The organism is Pseudomonas sp. R28(2017) (assembly GCF_002112505.1).
In the GTDB taxonomy this organism is placed as follows: Bacteria; Pseudomonadota; Gammaproteobacteria; order Pseudomonadales; family Pseudomonadaceae; genus Aquipseudomonas.
The window spans coordinates 160,408-176,725 of record NZ_NEHW01000013.1; the positions used below are offsets into that span (position 1 = coordinate 160,408).

The following is a 16,318-nucleotide window of genomic DNA, read 5'->3' on the forward strand; positions in this document are numbered from 1 at the left end:
ACGGAGCCTCACCAAATTTAAGGGTACAAAAGTCTACGGAGGATCTTGCACCCAGTCAAGACGAGGCCCCGGCCCTCCTCGCCCGATCATCGGCAACATTTCATGTCACCGATGGCCGTTCGAGGCTTGCCGGGGCCCTGCCCTGTACTTAGTTGCCGCTGGAGTTCAGCGCTTCGGTCAGTGCGGCTTCCACCTCACTGGCGCTCACACGCAGCGGTTTGTCGGCATCACGGCGACGCTTGCGCTCGCTGTGGTAGGCCAGACCAGTACCGGCCGGGATCAGACGACCCACGACCACGTTCTCTTTCAGGCCGCGCAGGTAATCGCGCTTGCCGGTTACCGCCGCTTCGGTCAGTACGCGGGTGGTTTCCTGGAAGGAAGCCGCCGAGATGAACGATTCGGTGGACAGCGAGGCCTTGGTGATACCCAGCAGCACGCGGGTGAACTTGGAGATGAACTTGTCTTCCCCTGCCAGGCGCTCGTTTTCCATCAGCACCTGGGTCAGTTCCATCTGGTCGCCCTTGATGAAGCTGGAGTCACCCGACTCGGCGATCTCGACCTTGCGCAGCATCTGACGCAGGATGGTCTCGATGTGCTTGTCGTTGATCTTAACGCCTTGCAGACGGTAAACGTCCTGGATCTCGTTGACGATGTACTTCGCCAGCGCGCTCACACCCAGCAGACGCAGGATGTCGTGCGGATCGCTCGGGCCGTCGGAGATAACTTCGCCGCGGTTTACCTGTTCGCCTTCGAAGACGTTCAGGTGGCGCCACTTCGGAATCAGCTCTTCGTACGGATCGCTACCGTCGGTCGGAGTGATGACCAGACGACGCTTGCCCTTGGTCTCTTTACCGAACGCGATGGTGCCGCTGACTTCAGCCAGAATCGAGGCTTCTTTCGGACGGCGCGCTTCGAACAGGTCGGCAACGCGCGGCAGACCACCGGTGATGTCACGGGTCTTCGACGTTTCTTGCGGGATACGCGCGATAACGTCACCAACACCGATCTGGGCACCGTCAGCCACACCAACGAGGGCGTTGGCCGGCAGGAAGTACTGGGCAGGTACATCGGTACCTGGCAGGTACAGGTCCTTGCCAGCGGCGTCGACCATCTTGATGGCCGGACGGATTTCCTTGCCTGCGGCAGGGCGATCCTTGACGTCCAGCACTTCAATGTTGGTCAAGCCGGTCAGCTCATCGGTCTGACGCTTGATGGTGATGTTTTCTTCCATGCCCACGAAGGTCACGGTACCTTTCAGTTCGGTAACGATCGGGTGGGTGTGCGGGTCCCACTTGGCGACGATGGCGCCAGCTTCGACCTTGTCACCTTCCTTGACCGAAATCACCGCACCGTAAGGCAGCTTGTAGCGCTCACGCTCACGGCCGAATTCGTCGGCAATGGCCAGCTCGCCGGAACGCGATACGGCAACCAGGTTACCGTCGGCACGCTCGACCTGCTTCAGGTTGTGCAGACGCACCATACCGCCGTTTTTCACCTGGACGCTGTCGGCAGCCGAGGTACGGCTTGCAGCACCACCGATGTGGAAGGTACGCATGGTCAGCTGGGTACCCGGCTCACCGATCGACTGTGCAGCGATAACGCCGACAGCTTCACCGATGTTCACCTGGTGACCACGAGCCAGGTCACGGCCGTAGCACTTGGCGCAGATACCGAAGCGGGTTTCGCAGTTGATCGGCGAACGCACGATCACTTCGTCGATGCTGTTCAGCTCGATGAACTCGACCCACTGCTCGTCGACCAGGGTACCGGCCGGAACGATGACGTCCTCGGTGCCTGGCTTGAACACGTCACGGGCGATGACACGGCCCAGTACACGCTCACCCAGCGGCTCTACAACGTCGCCGCCTTCGATGTGCGGAGTCATCAGCAGGCCCTGGTCGGTGCCGCAGTCGATCTCGGTCACGACCAAGTCTTGTGCAACGTCTACCAGACGACGGGTCAGGTAACCGGAGTTCGCAGTCTTCAGTGCGGTATCCGCAAGACCCTTACGAGCACCGTGGGTCGAGATGAAGTACTGGAGTACGCTCAGACCTTCACGGAAGTTCGCGGTGATCGGCGTCTCGATGATCGAGCCGTCCGGCTTGGCCATCAGGCCACGCATACCGGCCAGCTGACGGATCTGGGCTGCGGAACCCCGCGCACCCGAGTCAGCCATCATGTACATCGAGTTGAAGGACTCTTGGTCGACTTCGTTGCCGTCGCGGTCGATGACCTTCTCTTTCGAGAGGTTGGCCATCATCGCCTTGGACACTTCGTCGTTCGCCTTCGACCACAAGTCGATGACCTTGTTGTACTTCTCGCCCTGGGTTACCAGGCCGGAAGCGTACTGGCTCTCGATTTCCTTCACTTCATCGGTAGCGTTACCGATGATGCGGGCTTTCTCGTCCGGGATAACGAAGTCGTTAACACCGATGGAAACGCCGGAAATGGTCGAGTAAGCGAAACCGGTGTACATCAGCTGGTCAGCGAAGATAACGGTCTCTTTCAGACCAACCACGCGGTAGCACTGGTTGATCAGCTTGGAGATCGCCTTCTTCTTCATCGGCTGGTTGACCACGTCGTACGGCAGGCCTGCCGGAACAACCTGGAACAGCAGCGCACGGCCGACGGTGGTGTCGACGATGCGGGTATTCTTGACCACCGAACCGTCACGCTCTTTCACGGTTTCGTTGATACGAACCTTGATTTTCGCGTGCAGGGCAGCTTCGCCGGCGCGGAATACGCGGTCGACTTCCTGCAGGTCGGCGAATACGCGACCTTCGCCCTTGGCGTTGATGGCTTCACGGGTCATGTAGTACAGACCCAGTACAACGTCCTGCGACGGAACGATGATTGGCTCACCGTTGGCTGGCGACAGGATGTTGTTGGTCGACATCATCAGCGCGCGCGCTTCGAGCTGGGCTTCCAGCGTCAGCGGCACGTGAACGGCCATCTGGTCACCGTCGAAGTCGGCGTTGTACGCGGCACAGACCAGCGGGTGCAGCTGGATAGCCTTACCTTCGATCAGTACCGGTTCAAAGGCCTGGATACCCAGACGGTGCAGGGTCGGTGCACGGTTGAGCAGCACGGGGTGTTCGCGGATCACCTCGGCGAGCACGTCCCACACCTCTGGCAGCTCGCGCTCGACCATCTTCTTGGCAGCCTTGATAGTGGTCGCCAGACCACGCATTTCCAGCTTGCCGAAAATGAACGGCTTGAACAGCTCGAGGGCCATCTTCTTCGGCAGACCGCACTGGTGCAGACGCAGGGTCGGGCCTACGGTAATTACCGAACGGCCGGAGTAGTCCACACGCTTACCGAGCAGGTTCTGACGGAAGCGACCTTGCTTACCTTTGATCATGTCGGCCAGCGACTTCAGCGGACGCTTGTTCGAGCCAGTGATGGCGCGACCGCGACGGCCGTTGTCCAGCAGGGCGTCGACCGCTTCCTGCAGCATGCGCTTTTCGTTGCGCACGATGATGTCCGGCGCCGACAGATCGAGCAGGCGCTTCAGACGGTTGTTACGGTTGATCACCCGACGATACAGGTCGTTCAGGTCGGAGGTCGCGAAGCGGCCACCATCCAGCGGTACCAGTGGACGCAGGTCCGGCGGCAGCACTGGCAGGACGGTCAGGACCATCCACTCAGGCAGGTTGCCCGAGCCCTGGAAAGCTTCCATCAGCTTCAGGCGCTTGGACAGCTTCTTGATCTTGGTTTCCGAGTTGGTCTGCGGAATCTCTTCGCGCAGGCGGCCGATCTCGTGCTCCAGGTCGATAGCGTGCAGCAGCTCGCGGACAGCCTCGGCACCCATGCGGGCGTCGAAGTCGTCACCGAACTCTTCCAGCGCTTCGAAGTACTGCTCGTCGTTCAGCAGCTGACCCTTCTCGAGGGTGGTCATGCCCGGGTCGATCACCACGTAGCTCTCGAAGTAGAGCACGCGCTCGATGTCACGCAGGGTCATGTCCATCAGCAGGCCGATACGGGACGGCAGCGACTTCAGGAACCAGATGTGGGCAACCGGCGAGGCCAGTTCGATGTGCGCCATGCGCTCACGACGAACCTTGGCCAGGGCAACTTCAACGCCGCACTTCTCGCAGATCACGCCGCGGTGCTTGAGGCGCTTGTACTTGCCGCACAGGCACTCGTAGTCCTTGACTGGGCCAAAGATCTTGGCGCAGAACAGGCCGTCACGCTCAGGCTTGAACGTACGGTAGTTGATGGTTTCCGGCTTCTTAACTTCACCGAACGACCACGAACGGATCATTTCAGGCGACGCCAGACCGATGCGGATGGCGTCGAACTCTTCGACTTGACCCTGGTTTTTCAGCAAATTCAGTAGGTCTTTCAAGGCCTTTCCTCCTGGCGGAGCAGGGAGCGGGCATTACCTGCCCCACTCCCCTTCGCGTCACGTGTTATTCGGTTTCCAGATCGATATCGATACCGAGCGAACGGATCTCTTTGATCAACACGTTGAAGGACTCGGGCATGCCCGGCTCCATACGGTGATCGCCATCCACGATGTTCTTGTACATCTTGGTACGGCCGTTCACGTCGTCCGACTTCACTGTGAGCATTTCTTGCAGGGTGTATGCCGCGCCGTATGCTTCCAGCGCCCACACTTCCATCTCCCCGAAACGCTGACCACCGAACTGCGCCTTACCACCCAGCGGCTGCTGGGTAACCAGGCTGTAGGAACCAGTGGAACGCGCGTGCATCTTGTCGTCCACCAAGTGGTTCAGCTTGAGCATGTACATGTAACCAACGGTCACAGGACGCTCGAACTTGTTGCCGGTACGGCCGTCGAACAGCACCATCTGGCCGCTTTCTGGCAGGTCTGCCAGTTTCAGCATGGCCTTGATCTCACGCTCCTTGGCACCGTCGAAGACTGGGGTGGCCATCGGCACGCCTTTCTTCAGGTTGTTCGCCAGGGCGATGATCTCTTCGTCGGTGAACTCTTCCAGGTTCTCCTGACGACCACCGATCTCGTTGTAGATCTCGGTGAGGAAGGTGCGCAGTTCAGCGGCTTTACGCTGCTCTTCGATCATGCGGTCGATCTTCTCGCCCAGACCCTTGGCCGCGAGGCCCAGGTGGGTTTCGAGGATCTGACCGACGTTCATACGCGAAGGTACGCCCAGCGGGTTCAGTACGACGTCGACCGGAGTACCGTTGGCGTCGTGCGGCATGTCTTCGACCGGCATGATCACCGAGACGACACCCTTGTTACCGTGACGACCGGCCATCTTGTCACCCGGCTGGATGCGACGGCGGATTGCCAGGTAGACCTTGACGATCTTCAGTACGCCCGGAGCCAGGTCATCGCCCTGCTGCAGCTTGCGCTTCTTGTCTTCGAACTTGTCGTCCAGCAGGCGACGGCGATCGACGATGTACTGCTGAGCCTTTTCCAGCTGCTCGTTCAGTGCATCTTCGGCCATGCGCAGTTTGAACCACTGGCCGTGCTCCAGACCGTCCAGCACTTCGTCAGTGATCACGGTGCCTTTCTTCAGGCCCGCACCACCGTCGACCACCTGGCCGTTCAGGGCTGCACGCAGACGCTCGAAGGTTGCACCTTCGACGATGCGGAACTCTTCGTTGAGGTCCTTGCGGATCTCGTCCAGCTGCATCTTCTCGATGGACAGGGCGCGGCTGTCGCGCTCGACGCCATCACGAGTGAAGACCTGTACGTCGATGACGGTACCCTTGGTGCCGGTCGGCACGCGCAGGGAGGTGTCCTTAACGTCGCTGGCCTTCTCACCGAAGATTGCGCGCAGCAGTTTTTCTTCCGGAGTCAGCTGGGTTTCGCCTTTTGGCGTGACCTTGCCGACCAGGATGTCGCCAGCGCCGACTTCGGCACCCACGTAGACGATACCGGCTTCGTCCAGCTTGTTCAGTGCGGCTTCACCCACGTTCGGGATGTCCGCAGTGATTTCCTCTGGGCCAAGCTTGGTGTCACGCGCCACACAGGTCAGTTCCTGGATGTGGATGGTGGTGAAGCGGTCTTCCTGAACCACACGCTCGGACAGGCAGATGGAGTCTTCGAAGTTGAAGCCGTTCCACGCCATGAACGCGATGCGCATGTTCTGACCCAGTGCCAGTTCACCCATGTCGGTGGACGGGCCGTCGGCCATGATGTCGCCACGCTGAACCTTGTCACCCTTGCTTACCAGCGGACGCTGGTTGATGCAGGTGTTCTGGTTGGAACGGGTGTACTTGGTCAGGTTGTAGATATCCACACCGGCTTCACCGGTCTCGACTTCGTCATCGGCAACGCGAACGACGATACGGCTGGCGTCGACCGAGTCGATCACACCACCGCGGCGAGCAACCACGCAGACACCGGAGTCACGGGCAACGTTGCGCTCCATGCCGGTACCGACCAGCGGCTTGTCGGCACGCAGGGTAGGTACAGCCTGACGCTGCATGTTCGAACCCATCAATGCACGGTTGGCGTCGTCGTGCTCGAGGAACGGAATCAGCGACGCAGCGACGGAAACAACCTGCTTCGGCGAAACGTCCATCAGGGTGACGTCTTCCGGCGCCTTGACGGTGAATTCGTTCAGGTGACGAACCGCTACCAGCTCATCGATCAGCTGCTTCTTGTCGTTCATCGCGGCCGAAGCCTGAGCGATCACGTGATCGGCTTCTTCGATGGCCGACAGGAACACGATGTCGTCGCTGACCACGCCTTCCTTCACCACGCGGTACGGGCTTTCCAGGAAGCCGTACTGGTTGGTGCGGGCATAGGCTGCCAGGGAGTTGATCAGACCGATGTTCGGACCTTCAGGGGTCTCGATCGGGCACACGCGGCCGTAGTGGGTCGGGTGTACGTCACGGACTTCGAAGCCGGCGCGCTCACGGGTCAGACCACCAGGGCCGAGTGCGGAGACACGGCGCTTGTGGGTGATCTCGGAGAGCGGGTTGTTCTGGTCCATGAACTGCGAGAGCTGGCTGGAACCGAAGAACTCTTTCACCGCGGCCGCTACCGGCTTGGCGTTGATCAGGTCTTGCGGCATCAGGCCTTCGCTTTCGGCCATCGACAGACGTTCCTTGACCGCACGCTCAACACGTACCAGGCCAACGCGGAACTGGTTCTCGGCCATCTCGCCAACGCAACGAACGCGACGGTTACCCAGGTGGTCGATGTCGTCGACGATGCCTTTGCCGTTACGGATATCGACCAGGGTCTTCAGAACCTCGACGATGTCTTCCTTGCTCAGCACGCCCGAACCTTCGATCTCGGTACGACCGATACGACGGTTGAACTTCATGCGGCCTACGGCGGACAGGTCGTAACGCTCGGCGCTGAAGAACAGGTTGTTGAACAGGGTCTCGGCAGCATCCTTGGTCGGCGGCTCGCCTGGACGCATCATGCGGTAGATCTCGACCAGGGCTTCCAGCTGGTTGCTGGTGGTGTCGATCTTCAGGGTATCCGAGATGAACGGACCGCAGTCGATGTCGTTGGTGTACAGGGTTTCGATGCGGACAACCTGAGCCTTGGCGATCTTGATCAGCAGCTCGGTGGTCAGCTCGGTGTTGCACTCGGCCAGGATCTCGCCGGTGGCCGGGTGAACGATGGCCTTGGCAGTGGTGCGACCCAGGACGTATTCCATCGGCACGTCCAGCTGATTGACACCAGCCTTCTCGAGCTGATTGACGTGGCGCGCAGTGATGCGGCGGCCCTGCTCGACAATGACCTTGCCAGCGCCGTCATGGATGTCCATGACCGCAACTTCACCACGCAGACGCTGAGGCACCAGTTCCAGGCTGAGTTTCTCGCCGGAAATGTGGAAGACGTTGGTGGTGTAGAAGGTGTTGAGCACTTCTTCAGTGCTGTAACCCAGCGCGCGCAGCAGCACCGAGGCCGGCAGTTTGCGGCGACGGTCGATACGCACGAACACGCAGTCTTTCGGGTCGAACTCGAAGTCCAGCCACGAACCGCGGTAAGGGATGATGCGAGCGGAGTACAGCAGCTTGCCGGAGCTGTGCGTCTTGCCACGGTCGTGGTCGAAGAACACACCAGGCGAACGGTGCAGCTGGGAAACGATTACTCGTTCGGTACCGTTGATAACGAAGGTACCGTTCTCAGTCATCAGGGGGATTTCACCCATGTAGACTTCTTGCTCTTTGATGTCCTTGATCGCTTTGTTCGACGATTCCTTGTCGAAGATGATCAGGCGCACCTTGACCCGCAGTGGGACCGCGAAGGTCACGCCACGCAGGACACATTCCTTCACATCGAAGGCGGGATCGCCCAGGCGGTAGCCTACGTACTCCAGGGCAGCATTGCCGGAGTAGCTGATGATCGGGAATACCGACTTGAAGGCCGCGTGCAGGCCGACGTCACGGAACTGATCCTTGGATGCTCCCGCTTGCAGGAATTCGCGATACGAATCCAGCTGGATGGCCAGAAGATATGGCACATCCATGACGTCCGGCAACTTGCTAAAGTCCTTGCGGATACGTTTTTTCTCAGTGTATGAGTAAGCCATCAGCGTTCCCCAGCTTGGTCACCTGCTTGTTTGGCTTCTCCCGGCGGGAGCAGCCAGAAAATCGTGCAAACCCCTTGGTTTGCGCACCCACATGGGTGTCTTGCAGCATGTTATCGGGGCCGGTTTGGCCAGCCACCAATAACGGAAAAAGGCCGGTGGCATAAGCCACCAGCCATCAGCCTTTCGCTCAACGCTCAGGCTGGCATCGCAAAGTCGAGATTACTTCAGCTCGACTTTAGCGCCTGCTTCTTCCAGCTTCTTCTTAGCGTCTTCAGCGGCTTCTTTCGAAACGCCTTCAGCTACAACCTGAGGAGCGCCGTCGACTTTCTCTTTGGCTTCTTTCAGGCCCAGACCGGTCAGTTCGCGAACGGCTTTGATCACGTTCACTTTCTTGTCGCCGGCTTCAACCAGAACAACGTTGAACTCGGTCTGCTCTTCAACAACGGCAGCAGCAGCAGCTGGGCCAGCAGCGGCAACAGCAGCGGTAACGCCGAAGGTTTCTTCCATAGCTTTGATCAGCTCAACAACTTCCAGAACGGTTTTCTGGCCGATTGCTTCGATGATTTGTTCGTTAGTCAGAGACATGACTTAAATCCTGTATTGGGGTGACAGCCTACGCAGCCATCAAATTAAACGTATGATTTTGAAAGAGTTTCGCGTGCCTTAGGCAGCGGTAGCTTCTTTCTGGTCGCGAATGGCTGCCAGAGTACGAGCCAGCTTGCTGGTAGCGCCTTGGATCACGCTCATCAGTTTCGCAATAGCTTCGTCGCGGGTCGGCAGGGTAGCCAACACGTCGATCTGGTTCGCTGCAATGAAATTGCCGTCAAACGCAGCTGCCTTGATCTCGAACTTGTCCTGACCCTTGGCGAACTCTTTGAACAGACGAGCAGCAGCGCCCGGGTGTTCGTTGGAGAAAGCAATCAGGGTCGGGCCTTTGAACGCGTCGTTGAGGATCGAGAATTCGGTGCCTTCAACAGCGCGCTTGAGCAGGGTGTTACGTACGACACGTACATAAACGCCAGCTTCGCGGGCCTCTTTACGGAGTCCGGTCATTGCGCTTACAGTCACACCACGGGCATCGGCCACGACAGCGGACAGAGCGACTTTGGCAGCCTCGTTGACTTCAGCGACGATGGCCTTCTTGTCTTCGAGTTTAATTGCCACGGGTTTACTCCTGGTTTTTACCGTTTCATCTGGCCGAAGCCGGATGTCGTTTTGGTGTCTGATTCGGTAACGAATCGGGAGCACCATCTGCGTGGGCTGGTGTTTTAAGGCTTGCGCCGCCTACGGTCTTGGATAGCCCCCGCCAGGCAGGGACCCCAATTTTTGCAGGTGGCGCGACACGTCGCGCCACCGAGTTCTTACACGTTCAGCGAGCTCTGATCGATGATCAGACCTGGGCCCATGGTGGTGCTCAGGGTAACGCGCTTGACGTAGATACCTTTCGAAGAGGCCGGCTTGATACGCTTCAGGTCAGCGATCAGGGCTTCAACGTTTTCCTTCAGCTTGTCAGCTTCGAAGCCGATTTTGCCAACGGAGGTGTGGATGATACCGTTTTTGTCGGTACGGTAGCGAACCTGACCAGCCTTGGCGTTTTTGACAGCGCCGGCTACGTCTGGAGTCACGGTACCTACTTTCGGGTTAGGCATCAGGCCGCGAGGACCCAGAACCTGACCCAGCTGACCTACAACGCGCATGGCATCAGGCGATGCGATGACGACGTCATAGTTCAGGTCGCCGCCTTTCATTTCGGCAGCCAGATCGTCCATACCTACACGGTCAGCGCCGGCAGCCAGAGCGGCCTCAGCAGCTGGACCCTGGGTGAAGACGGCAACACGTACGGTCTTGCCAGTGCCGTGTGGCAGCACGGTAGCGCTACGAACGACCTGGTCGGATTTACGTGGGTCAACGCCGAGGTTAACGGCGATGTCGTAGGATTCTACGAACTTGGCAGCCGGCAGCGAAGCGAGCAGAGTTGCGGCTTCTTCGAAGTTGTAGGCCTTGCCTGCTTCGATTTTCTCGGCGATTGCCTTTTGGCGCTTGGTCAGCTTAGCCATTACACACCCTCCACGTTCAGGCCCATGCTGCGGGCAGAGCCAGCGATGGTGCGTACAGCTGCGTCCAGGTCAGCGGCGGTCAGATCAGCCTGTTTAGCTTTGGCGATGTCTTCCAGCTGAGCACGGGTAACGGTACCGACTTTAACGGTGTTCGGGCGAGCCGAACCACTGGTCAGGCCAGCAGCTTTCTTCAGCAGAACCGAGGCAGGGGTGCTCTTGGTCTCGAAGGTGAAGCTACGGTCGCTGTAGACAGTGATGATTACTGGAGTCGGCAGACCGGCTTCTTGACCCTGAGTACGGGCGTTGAAGGCCTTGCAGAACTCCATGATGTTCACACCGTGTTGGCCCAGAGCTGGACCGACGGGTGGGCTTGGGTTGGCCTGGCCGGCCTTAACTTGCAGCTTGATGTAAGCCTGAATCTTCTTAGCCATGAGCTACTCCAAAATCGGGTACGAACGCCTGATGGCTCCCCGGATGACTTGCGTTTTATCCCAGTGACGACAAAACCCCGCAGCACACAGGGCTGCGGGGTATGGGATGCTTCGTCCGCCTAGACCTTTTCGACCTGGCTGAACTCGAGCTCCACCGGAGTAGAGCGACCGAAAATGAGCACTGCAACCTGCAGGCGGCTCTTCTCGTAGTTAACCTCTTCGACACTACCATTGAAGTCAGCGAACGGACCGTCAATGACTCGAACCACTTCACCCGGCTCGAACAGCGTCTTCGGCTTCGGCTTGTCACTGCCGTCGGCAACGCGACGCAGGATAGCTTCTGCTTCTTTATCGGTAATCGGTGCAGGTTTGTCTGCAGTACCGCCGATAAAGCCCATCACGCGAGGGGTATCCTTGACCAAGTGCCAAGTCCCTTCGTTCATCTCCATCTGGACCAGTACATAGCCAGGGAAGAATTTACGCTCACTCTTGCGCTTCTGGCCATTGCGCATTTCGACGACTTCTTCGGTCGGGACCAGGATCTCGCCGAAACCGTCTTCCATGCCAGCCAGCTTCACGCGCTCGATCAGGGAGCGCATTACATGCTTCTCGTAACCCGAGTAAGCATGCACAACATACCAACGCTTAGCCACGGGACACCTTTAGCCAACGATCAGGGAGACCGCCCAGCCGAGCAGGGAATCGAGACCCCACAGCAGCAGTGCCATAACCAGCACGACAGCCACGACAATCAGCGTGGTCTGGGTGGTTTCCTGGCGGGTCGGCCACACGACTTTACGGATCTCGGTACGAGCTTCCTTTGCCAGCGCAAAGAACGACTTACCCTTCGCAGTCTGCAGAGCTACAAAGCCAGCGACAGCAGCCAGGGCGAGAAGTGCAAGGACGCGGTACAGAATCGGGGAGGCGGAGTAATATTGATTACCCACAACGCCAACAACCACCAAAGCCACTACAGCCAGCCACTTGAACAGATCAAAACGCGATTCTTGGGCTTCAGTTTTGGGGGTCATCGAGGAGGATCCTGTAAGAAGAAAGCCATCACACCGAGGTGAAATGGCAGGTCAGGAGGGAATCGAACCCCCAACCTACGGTTTTGGAGACCGTCGCTCTGCCAATTGAGCTACTGACCTGTAACGCTGTATCAGGCCGGCCATTATACCGGCCTGATCAAGTAAATCAACTACTTATTCAATAATTTTTGCTACGACACCGGCGCCGACGGTACGACCGCCTTCACGGATAGCGAAGCGCAGACCGTCTTCCATTGCGATGGTCTTGATCAGGGTGACAGTCATCTGAATGTTGTCACCTGGCATTACCATTTCAACGCCTTCCGGCAGTTCGCAGTTACCGGTCACGTCAGTGGTACGGAAGTAGAACTGAGGACGGTAGCCTTTGAAGAACGGAGTGTGACGGCCGCCTTCTTCCTTCGACAGGACGTAGACTTCTGCGGTGAACTTGGTGTGCGGCTTGACCGAACCTGGCTTGACCAGAACCTGGCCACGCTCAACGTCGTCACGCTTGGTACCACGCAGCAGAACGCCGCAGTTCTCGCCAGCACGACCTTCATCCAGCAGCTTGCGGAACATCTCAACACCGGTGCAGGTGGTGGTGGTGGTGTCACGCAGACCAACGATTTCCAGCGGATCCTGAACGCGGACGATACCACGCTCGATACGGCCGGTAACAACGGTACCACGACCCGAGATCGAGAATACGTCTTCGATCGGCATCAGGAATGGCTGGTCGATGGCACGAACTGGCTCAGGGATGTAGGCATCCAGAGTTTCTACCAGCTTCTTGACAGCGGTAGTGCCCATTTCGTTGTCGTCTTTGCCTTCCAGCGCCATACGAGCCGAACCGATGATGATCGGGGTGTCGTCGCCTGGGAAGTCGTAGGTGGACAGCAGGTCGCGAACTTCCATCTCGACCAGTTCCAGCAGCTCAGCGTCGTCTACCAGGTCAGCCTTGTTCAGGAAGACCACGATGTACGGAACGCCAACCTGACGGGACAGCAGGATGTGCTCACGGGTTTGTGGCATCGGACCATCGGCGGCCGAGCAAACCAGGATCGCGCCGTCCATCTGGGCAGCACCGGTGATCATGTTCTTCACGTAGTCAGCGTGACCTGGGCAGTCAACGTGAGCGTAGTGACGAATGTTCGAGTTGTACTCGACGTGAGCGGTGTTGATGGTGATACCGCGCGCTTTTTCTTCTGGAGCCGAGTCGATTTTGTCGAACTCTACGACGGCCGAACCGAAAACTTCGGAGCAGACGCGAGTCAGAGCTGCGGTCAGAGTGGTCTTACCGTGGTCAACGTGGCCGATAGTGCCGACGTTAACGTGGGGAAGGGAACGATCAAACTTTTCCTTAGCCATCGATACAATCCTCCGCAGAAGAAAATAGTCTTACGCTGATAAAACAAAGGCAGATATTTTCATATCTGCCTTGTTTATATGGAGCTCTTGAGCGGACTTGAACCGCTGACCTCACCCTTACCAAGGGTGTGCTCTACCAACTGAGCTACAAGAGCGAAACACTTTGCGCAAAATCCTGCAAACTTGGAGCGGGTAGCGGGAATCGAACCCGCATCATCAGCTTGGAAGGCTGAGGTTCTACCACTAAACTATACCCGCGGAGCTTGCGGCTCTCGCTAAAACTGGTGGAGGGAGAAGGATTCGAACCTTCGAAGCTCTCGCAACGGATTTACAGTCCGTCCCCTTTGACCGCTCGGGAATCCCTCCAGATGTGGCCGGCATTCTATGTGTCTGCCGTCCTAGTGTCAAGCTTTTTTTCAAATTTTTTCAATCAAATCTGAAACTTAGCTGCTTTGACACTCGCTTCCAGTTCTGCCACCTAAGTGGTGTTCCCTGTGAAGCGGGCGCCATTCTATCAAGCTATTCGCCAGTTGCAATACCCTGGCAGAAAATAATTTTATGTTTTAAGTCTTTGAAATCGTTGGAAAGACTCTCAAGTACGGTTTGGTCCAGCAAACGCTCGCTCTCCGGGGAAATCTTGAGCCAGAGACCCTCGGCGCCTGGCAGCTGGCCGGACACCGGTGCCGCATTGATATCCAGGCTCAGCAAGCGTTGTCGCAGCGCATCGAGCTGCTCACGAACCGCCAGGCCACCTACGACCAGGCATTCGTCACGGCGCCGGGCCGGGGCAGATGCGCCCGTTTCCTTGAGCAGGCGAATCTCTTGCTGGTTACCTTTGTACAACGACAATGGGGCGACATCCTTCGCCTTCAGCGGGGCTTCCTGTTGGTGCCAGACGTAATAGAAGACGTTGAGCACCAGCAACAGCAGAAACAACCAACGCATAAGCACCTCAGTCCAGTGGACAGGCCATCGCCAGGCCGACAAATACCAGGTCGGGGACTACTCTGGCCTGTGGCGCCGCCTCTCGCACCAGCGGCGCATCCCCACCCGTCAGGAATACAGTGAATTCGTCACCCCACAGGGCTCGCGCCTGCTCAAGCTGGGTGCGGGCAAAACCCTGCAACATCAATACACAACCGCGCTCTACCGCTTCTACTGTGGAGCGCCCTGGCGCAAGGCTGCTCAGGGCACGTTCGGCCGATGCGTCGTCATAGCGGATACGGCGGGTATGCGTACGCAACTGGCTGCGCATCAACGGCATACCAGGGCATATGTAGCCCCCCAGGTGCTCGCCGTCCGCGGAGACGAAATCGGCCTTCGCCGCCGTACCCAGGTCAATCACCAGGCACGCCCCCCTGGCGAGATGAAACGCACCCAACGCAGCCAGCCAGCGGTCCATGCCAAGGCGCTGATAATCGTCATAACCATTGCGTACGCCTGCCATTTCCTGCGCAGGTTCGGCAACACGCGTAACGACGGCAAAAGCCTTGGCGATCAGCGCGCAAAGTGCAGCGGTTTCATCCTCGCTGCGAACACTGACCATTCGGCAACCGGTAAGTCGCAATGACGCGAGGGCCGCGACCTCGTCGACCAGTGCCTGATCGGAATCGACAATGCCACCGCCCACGATGGTGGCGTCGGCAGCGTGAATGACACGCCACTTGATAAAGCTGTTACCGCAATCGAGCTCAAGAATCATCACGCAACCTCAAACTGAGCTCACCACCACTGAAGCTCTTTTCCACACCGTCGACCTCGAGGCGCAAACCACCCTGCCCGTCCACGCCCAGCACCACACCATCGATACGGGTGGTACCCGCGATGAGAGACACATTCCGCCCCTGCCACAGGTGCGCCTGCTCCCACTCTTCCTGGAACGCTGCAAAACCGTAGCGCCGATGACGGGCCAATTCATGTTGCAACTGCTGGCTGAGCATGGCCACCAGCCGATTGCGATCTATTGTCGCGCCGACTTCACGGCGCATCGAGGTCCACTGCTGATCGACCTGTTCATTGGCGTGCATGTTCACATTGATACCAATGCCAAGCACGACATGGCAGACGTCCGCGGGATCACCCACAAGCTCCAGGAGAATACCGGTGATCTTCTGCCCACGGACCAGGACATCGTTGGGCCACTTCAACCCAACGTCCTGCACGCCAAACCCTTGGAGCGTGCGCATCACGGCCAGCCCGACCACCAGACTGAGGCCCTCGAGCTGACGCATGCCGCCATCAACACGCAGCACCAGGCTGTAGTAGAGATTTTCTGCGAACGGACTTACCCACATGCGACCGCGCCGACCACGCCCGGCACTCTGACGCTCAGCCAGCACCAGGAATGGAGCAGATTGCCCCTGGCCGGCGAGGCGCAGCCCTTCGGCATTGGTCGAATCGATGGTTTCGTGGATAAAAACGGGCCAGTGCTCACCTTCGCTGAAGTCAGCGATCGCCTGCGCATCGAGCAAGCTCAGCGGCGCGGCCAGCTGGTAGCCACGCCCACGGACTTTATGAATGGTGAGGTTCAGCTCACTTTCCAGGTGTTGCAGCTGTTTCCAAACGGCGCTGCGACTTACCCCGAGGGCTGCCCCCAAGGCTTCTCCGGAATGGAACCGGCCATCCTTGAGGAGGTTCAACAACTTCAGCATGCCAGTCTCGACTTGGAATAAGGCTGGCATGATAGCTAGGGGTCGTTGGCTTGCATAGGAAAAGGGCTGCGGGTAACCGCCAGATGCACCGAGTATTTCGGCCATAAAAGACAAAACCCCTACCTGCATGCGCAGATAGGGGTTTTGCGAAATGAATCTTGACGATGACCTACTCTCACATGGGGAAACCCCACACTACCATCGGCGATGCATCGTTTCACTACTGAGTTCGGGATGGGATCAGGTGGTTCCAATGCTCTATGGTCGTCAAGAAATTCTGTTGCCAGAATGTCC

Annotated in this window: 12 protein-coding genes, 4 tRNA genes and 1 rRNA gene; all 17 read right to left on the reverse strand. The window is 58.3% G+C overall.

Annotation, left to right across the window (positions count from 1 at the left end):
- Window positions 1-148: 148 nt before the first annotated feature.
- Window positions 149-4,348: a DNA-directed RNA polymerase subunit beta' gene (rpoC, locus tag CAF78_RS21855; RefSeq protein WP_085673184.1), complete on the reverse strand. Its 4,200-nt coding sequence runs from the start codon at window positions 4,346-4,348 to the stop codon at window positions 149-151.
- A gap of 64 nt (window positions 4,349-4,412) precedes the next feature.
- Window positions 4,413-8,486, reverse strand: a complete 4,074-nt coding sequence (gene rpoB, locus CAF78_RS21860; RefSeq protein ID WP_085673182.1) for a DNA-directed RNA polymerase subunit beta — start codon at window positions 8,484-8,486, stop codon at window positions 4,413-4,415.
- 219 nt (window positions 8,487-8,705) lie between these two features.
- On the reverse strand, window positions 8,706-9,071 hold the full coding sequence (gene rplL, locus CAF78_RS21865) for a 50S ribosomal protein L7/L12 (RefSeq protein WP_003255496.1): 366 nt from the start codon (window positions 9,069-9,071) through the stop codon (window positions 8,706-8,708).
- Between the two features lie 78 nt (window positions 9,072-9,149).
- Window positions 9,150-9,650 carry a 50S ribosomal protein L10 gene (gene rplJ, locus CAF78_RS21870; RefSeq protein ID WP_016715872.1) on the reverse strand — a complete coding sequence of 167 codons (501 nt, stop codon included), beginning with the start codon at window positions 9,648-9,650 and terminating at the stop codon, window positions 9,150-9,152.
- Between the two features lie 197 nt (window positions 9,651-9,847).
- The gene (gene rplA, locus CAF78_RS21875) at window positions 9,848-10,543 is read right to left on the reverse strand and encodes a 50S ribosomal protein L1 (protein WP_027919361.1); all 696 of its coding nucleotides are present in this window, start codon (window positions 10,541-10,543) and stop codon (window positions 9,848-9,850) included.
- Window positions 10,543-10,974: a 50S ribosomal protein L11 gene (gene rplK, locus CAF78_RS21880; protein WP_003255500.1), complete on the reverse strand. Its 432-nt coding sequence runs from the start codon at window positions 10,972-10,974 to the stop codon at window positions 10,543-10,545. Before rplK ends, rplA begins: the two co-directional genes overlap by 1 nt.
- Window positions 10,975-11,093: 119 nt before the next feature.
- Complete coding sequence (gene nusG, locus CAF78_RS21885) at window positions 11,094-11,627, reverse strand: transcription termination/antitermination protein NusG (protein ID WP_003255501.1); 534 nt, start codon at window positions 11,625-11,627, stop codon at window positions 11,094-11,096.
- Window positions 11,628-11,636: 9 nt separating this feature from the next.
- A complete protein-coding gene (gene secE / locus CAF78_RS21890; protein WP_008089117.1) occupies window positions 11,637-12,005 on the reverse strand; it encodes a preprotein translocase subunit SecE in 369 nt (122 codons plus the stop codon).
- A gap of 44 nt (window positions 12,006-12,049) precedes the next feature.
- A tRNA-Trp gene (locus CAF78_RS21895) sits at window positions 12,050-12,125 on the reverse strand.
- Between the two features lie 54 nt (window positions 12,126-12,179).
- A complete protein-coding gene (tuf, locus tag CAF78_RS21900; RefSeq protein WP_010951775.1) occupies window positions 12,180-13,373 on the reverse strand; it encodes an elongation factor Tu in 1,194 nt (397 codons plus the stop codon).
- A gap of 79 nt (window positions 13,374-13,452) precedes the next feature.
- Window positions 13,453-13,528: transfer RNA gene (locus CAF78_RS21905), tRNA-Thr, on the reverse strand.
- A gap of 29 nt (window positions 13,529-13,557) precedes the next feature.
- Window positions 13,558-13,631, reverse strand: a tRNA-Gly gene (locus tag CAF78_RS21910).
- A gap of 24 nt (window positions 13,632-13,655) precedes the next feature.
- Window positions 13,656-13,739 (reverse strand) — tRNA-Tyr (locus CAF78_RS21915).
- 153 nt (window positions 13,740-13,892) lie between these two features.
- Complete coding sequence (locus tag CAF78_RS21920) at window positions 13,893-14,318, reverse strand: hypothetical protein (RefSeq protein WP_085680037.1); 426 nt, start codon at window positions 14,316-14,318, stop codon at window positions 13,893-13,895.
- Window positions 14,319-14,325: 7 nt separating this feature from the next.
- Entirely contained in the window at window positions 14,326-15,075 is a 750-nt protein-coding gene (locus CAF78_RS21925; protein WP_085680034.1) for a pantothenate kinase, read from the reverse strand.
- Window positions 15,065-16,024, reverse strand: coding sequence for a bifunctional biotin--[acetyl-CoA-carboxylase] ligase/biotin operon repressor BirA (gene birA, locus CAF78_RS21930; protein WP_085680031.1), 960 nt, complete (start codon window positions 16,022-16,024; stop codon window positions 15,065-15,067). The genes CAF78_RS21925 and birA overlap by 11 nt, the downstream gene beginning before the upstream one ends.
- A gap of 156 nt (window positions 16,025-16,180) precedes the next feature.
- Window positions 16,181-16,296 (reverse strand): 5S ribosomal RNA (gene rrf / locus CAF78_RS21935).
- Window positions 16,297-16,318 lie beyond the last annotated feature (22 nt).

What these genes read in the sequence shown, in the direction of transcription:
- rpoB (WP_085673182.1), bottom strand. Translation starts at nt 8,486, where the DNA reads ATGGCTTACTCATACACTGAGAAAAAACGTATCCGCAAGGACTTTAGC.
- rplL (WP_003255496.1), bottom strand. Translation starts at nt 9,071, where the DNA reads ATGTCTCTGACTAACGAACAAATCATCGAAGCAATCGGCCAGAAAACC.
- rplA (WP_027919361.1), bottom strand. Translation starts at nt 10,543, where the DNA reads ATGGCTAAGCTGACCAAGCGCCAAAAGGCAATCGCCGAGAAAATCGAA.
- rplK (WP_003255500.1), bottom strand. Translation starts at nt 10,974, where the DNA reads ATGGCTAAGAAGATTCAGGCTTACATCAAGCTGCAAGTTAAGGCCGGC.
- secE (WP_008089117.1), bottom strand. Translation starts at nt 12,005, where the DNA reads ATGACCCCCAAAACTGAAGCCCAAGAATCGCGTTTTGATCTGTTCAAG.
- tuf (WP_010951775.1), bottom strand. Translation starts at nt 13,373, where the DNA reads ATGGCTAAGGAAAAGTTTGATCGTTCCCTTCCCCACGTTAACGTCGGC.
- CAF78_RS21920 (WP_085680037.1), bottom strand. Translation starts at nt 14,318, where the DNA reads ATGCGTTGGTTGTTTCTGCTGTTGCTGGTGCTCAACGTCTTCTATTAC.
- CAF78_RS21925 (WP_085680034.1), bottom strand. Translation starts at nt 15,075, where the DNA reads ATGATTCTTGAGCTCGATTGCGGTAACAGCTTTATCAAGTGGCGTGTC.
- birA (WP_085680031.1), bottom strand. Translation starts at nt 16,024, where the DNA reads ATGCTGAAGTTGTTGAACCTCCTCAAGGATGGCCGGTTCCATTCCGGA.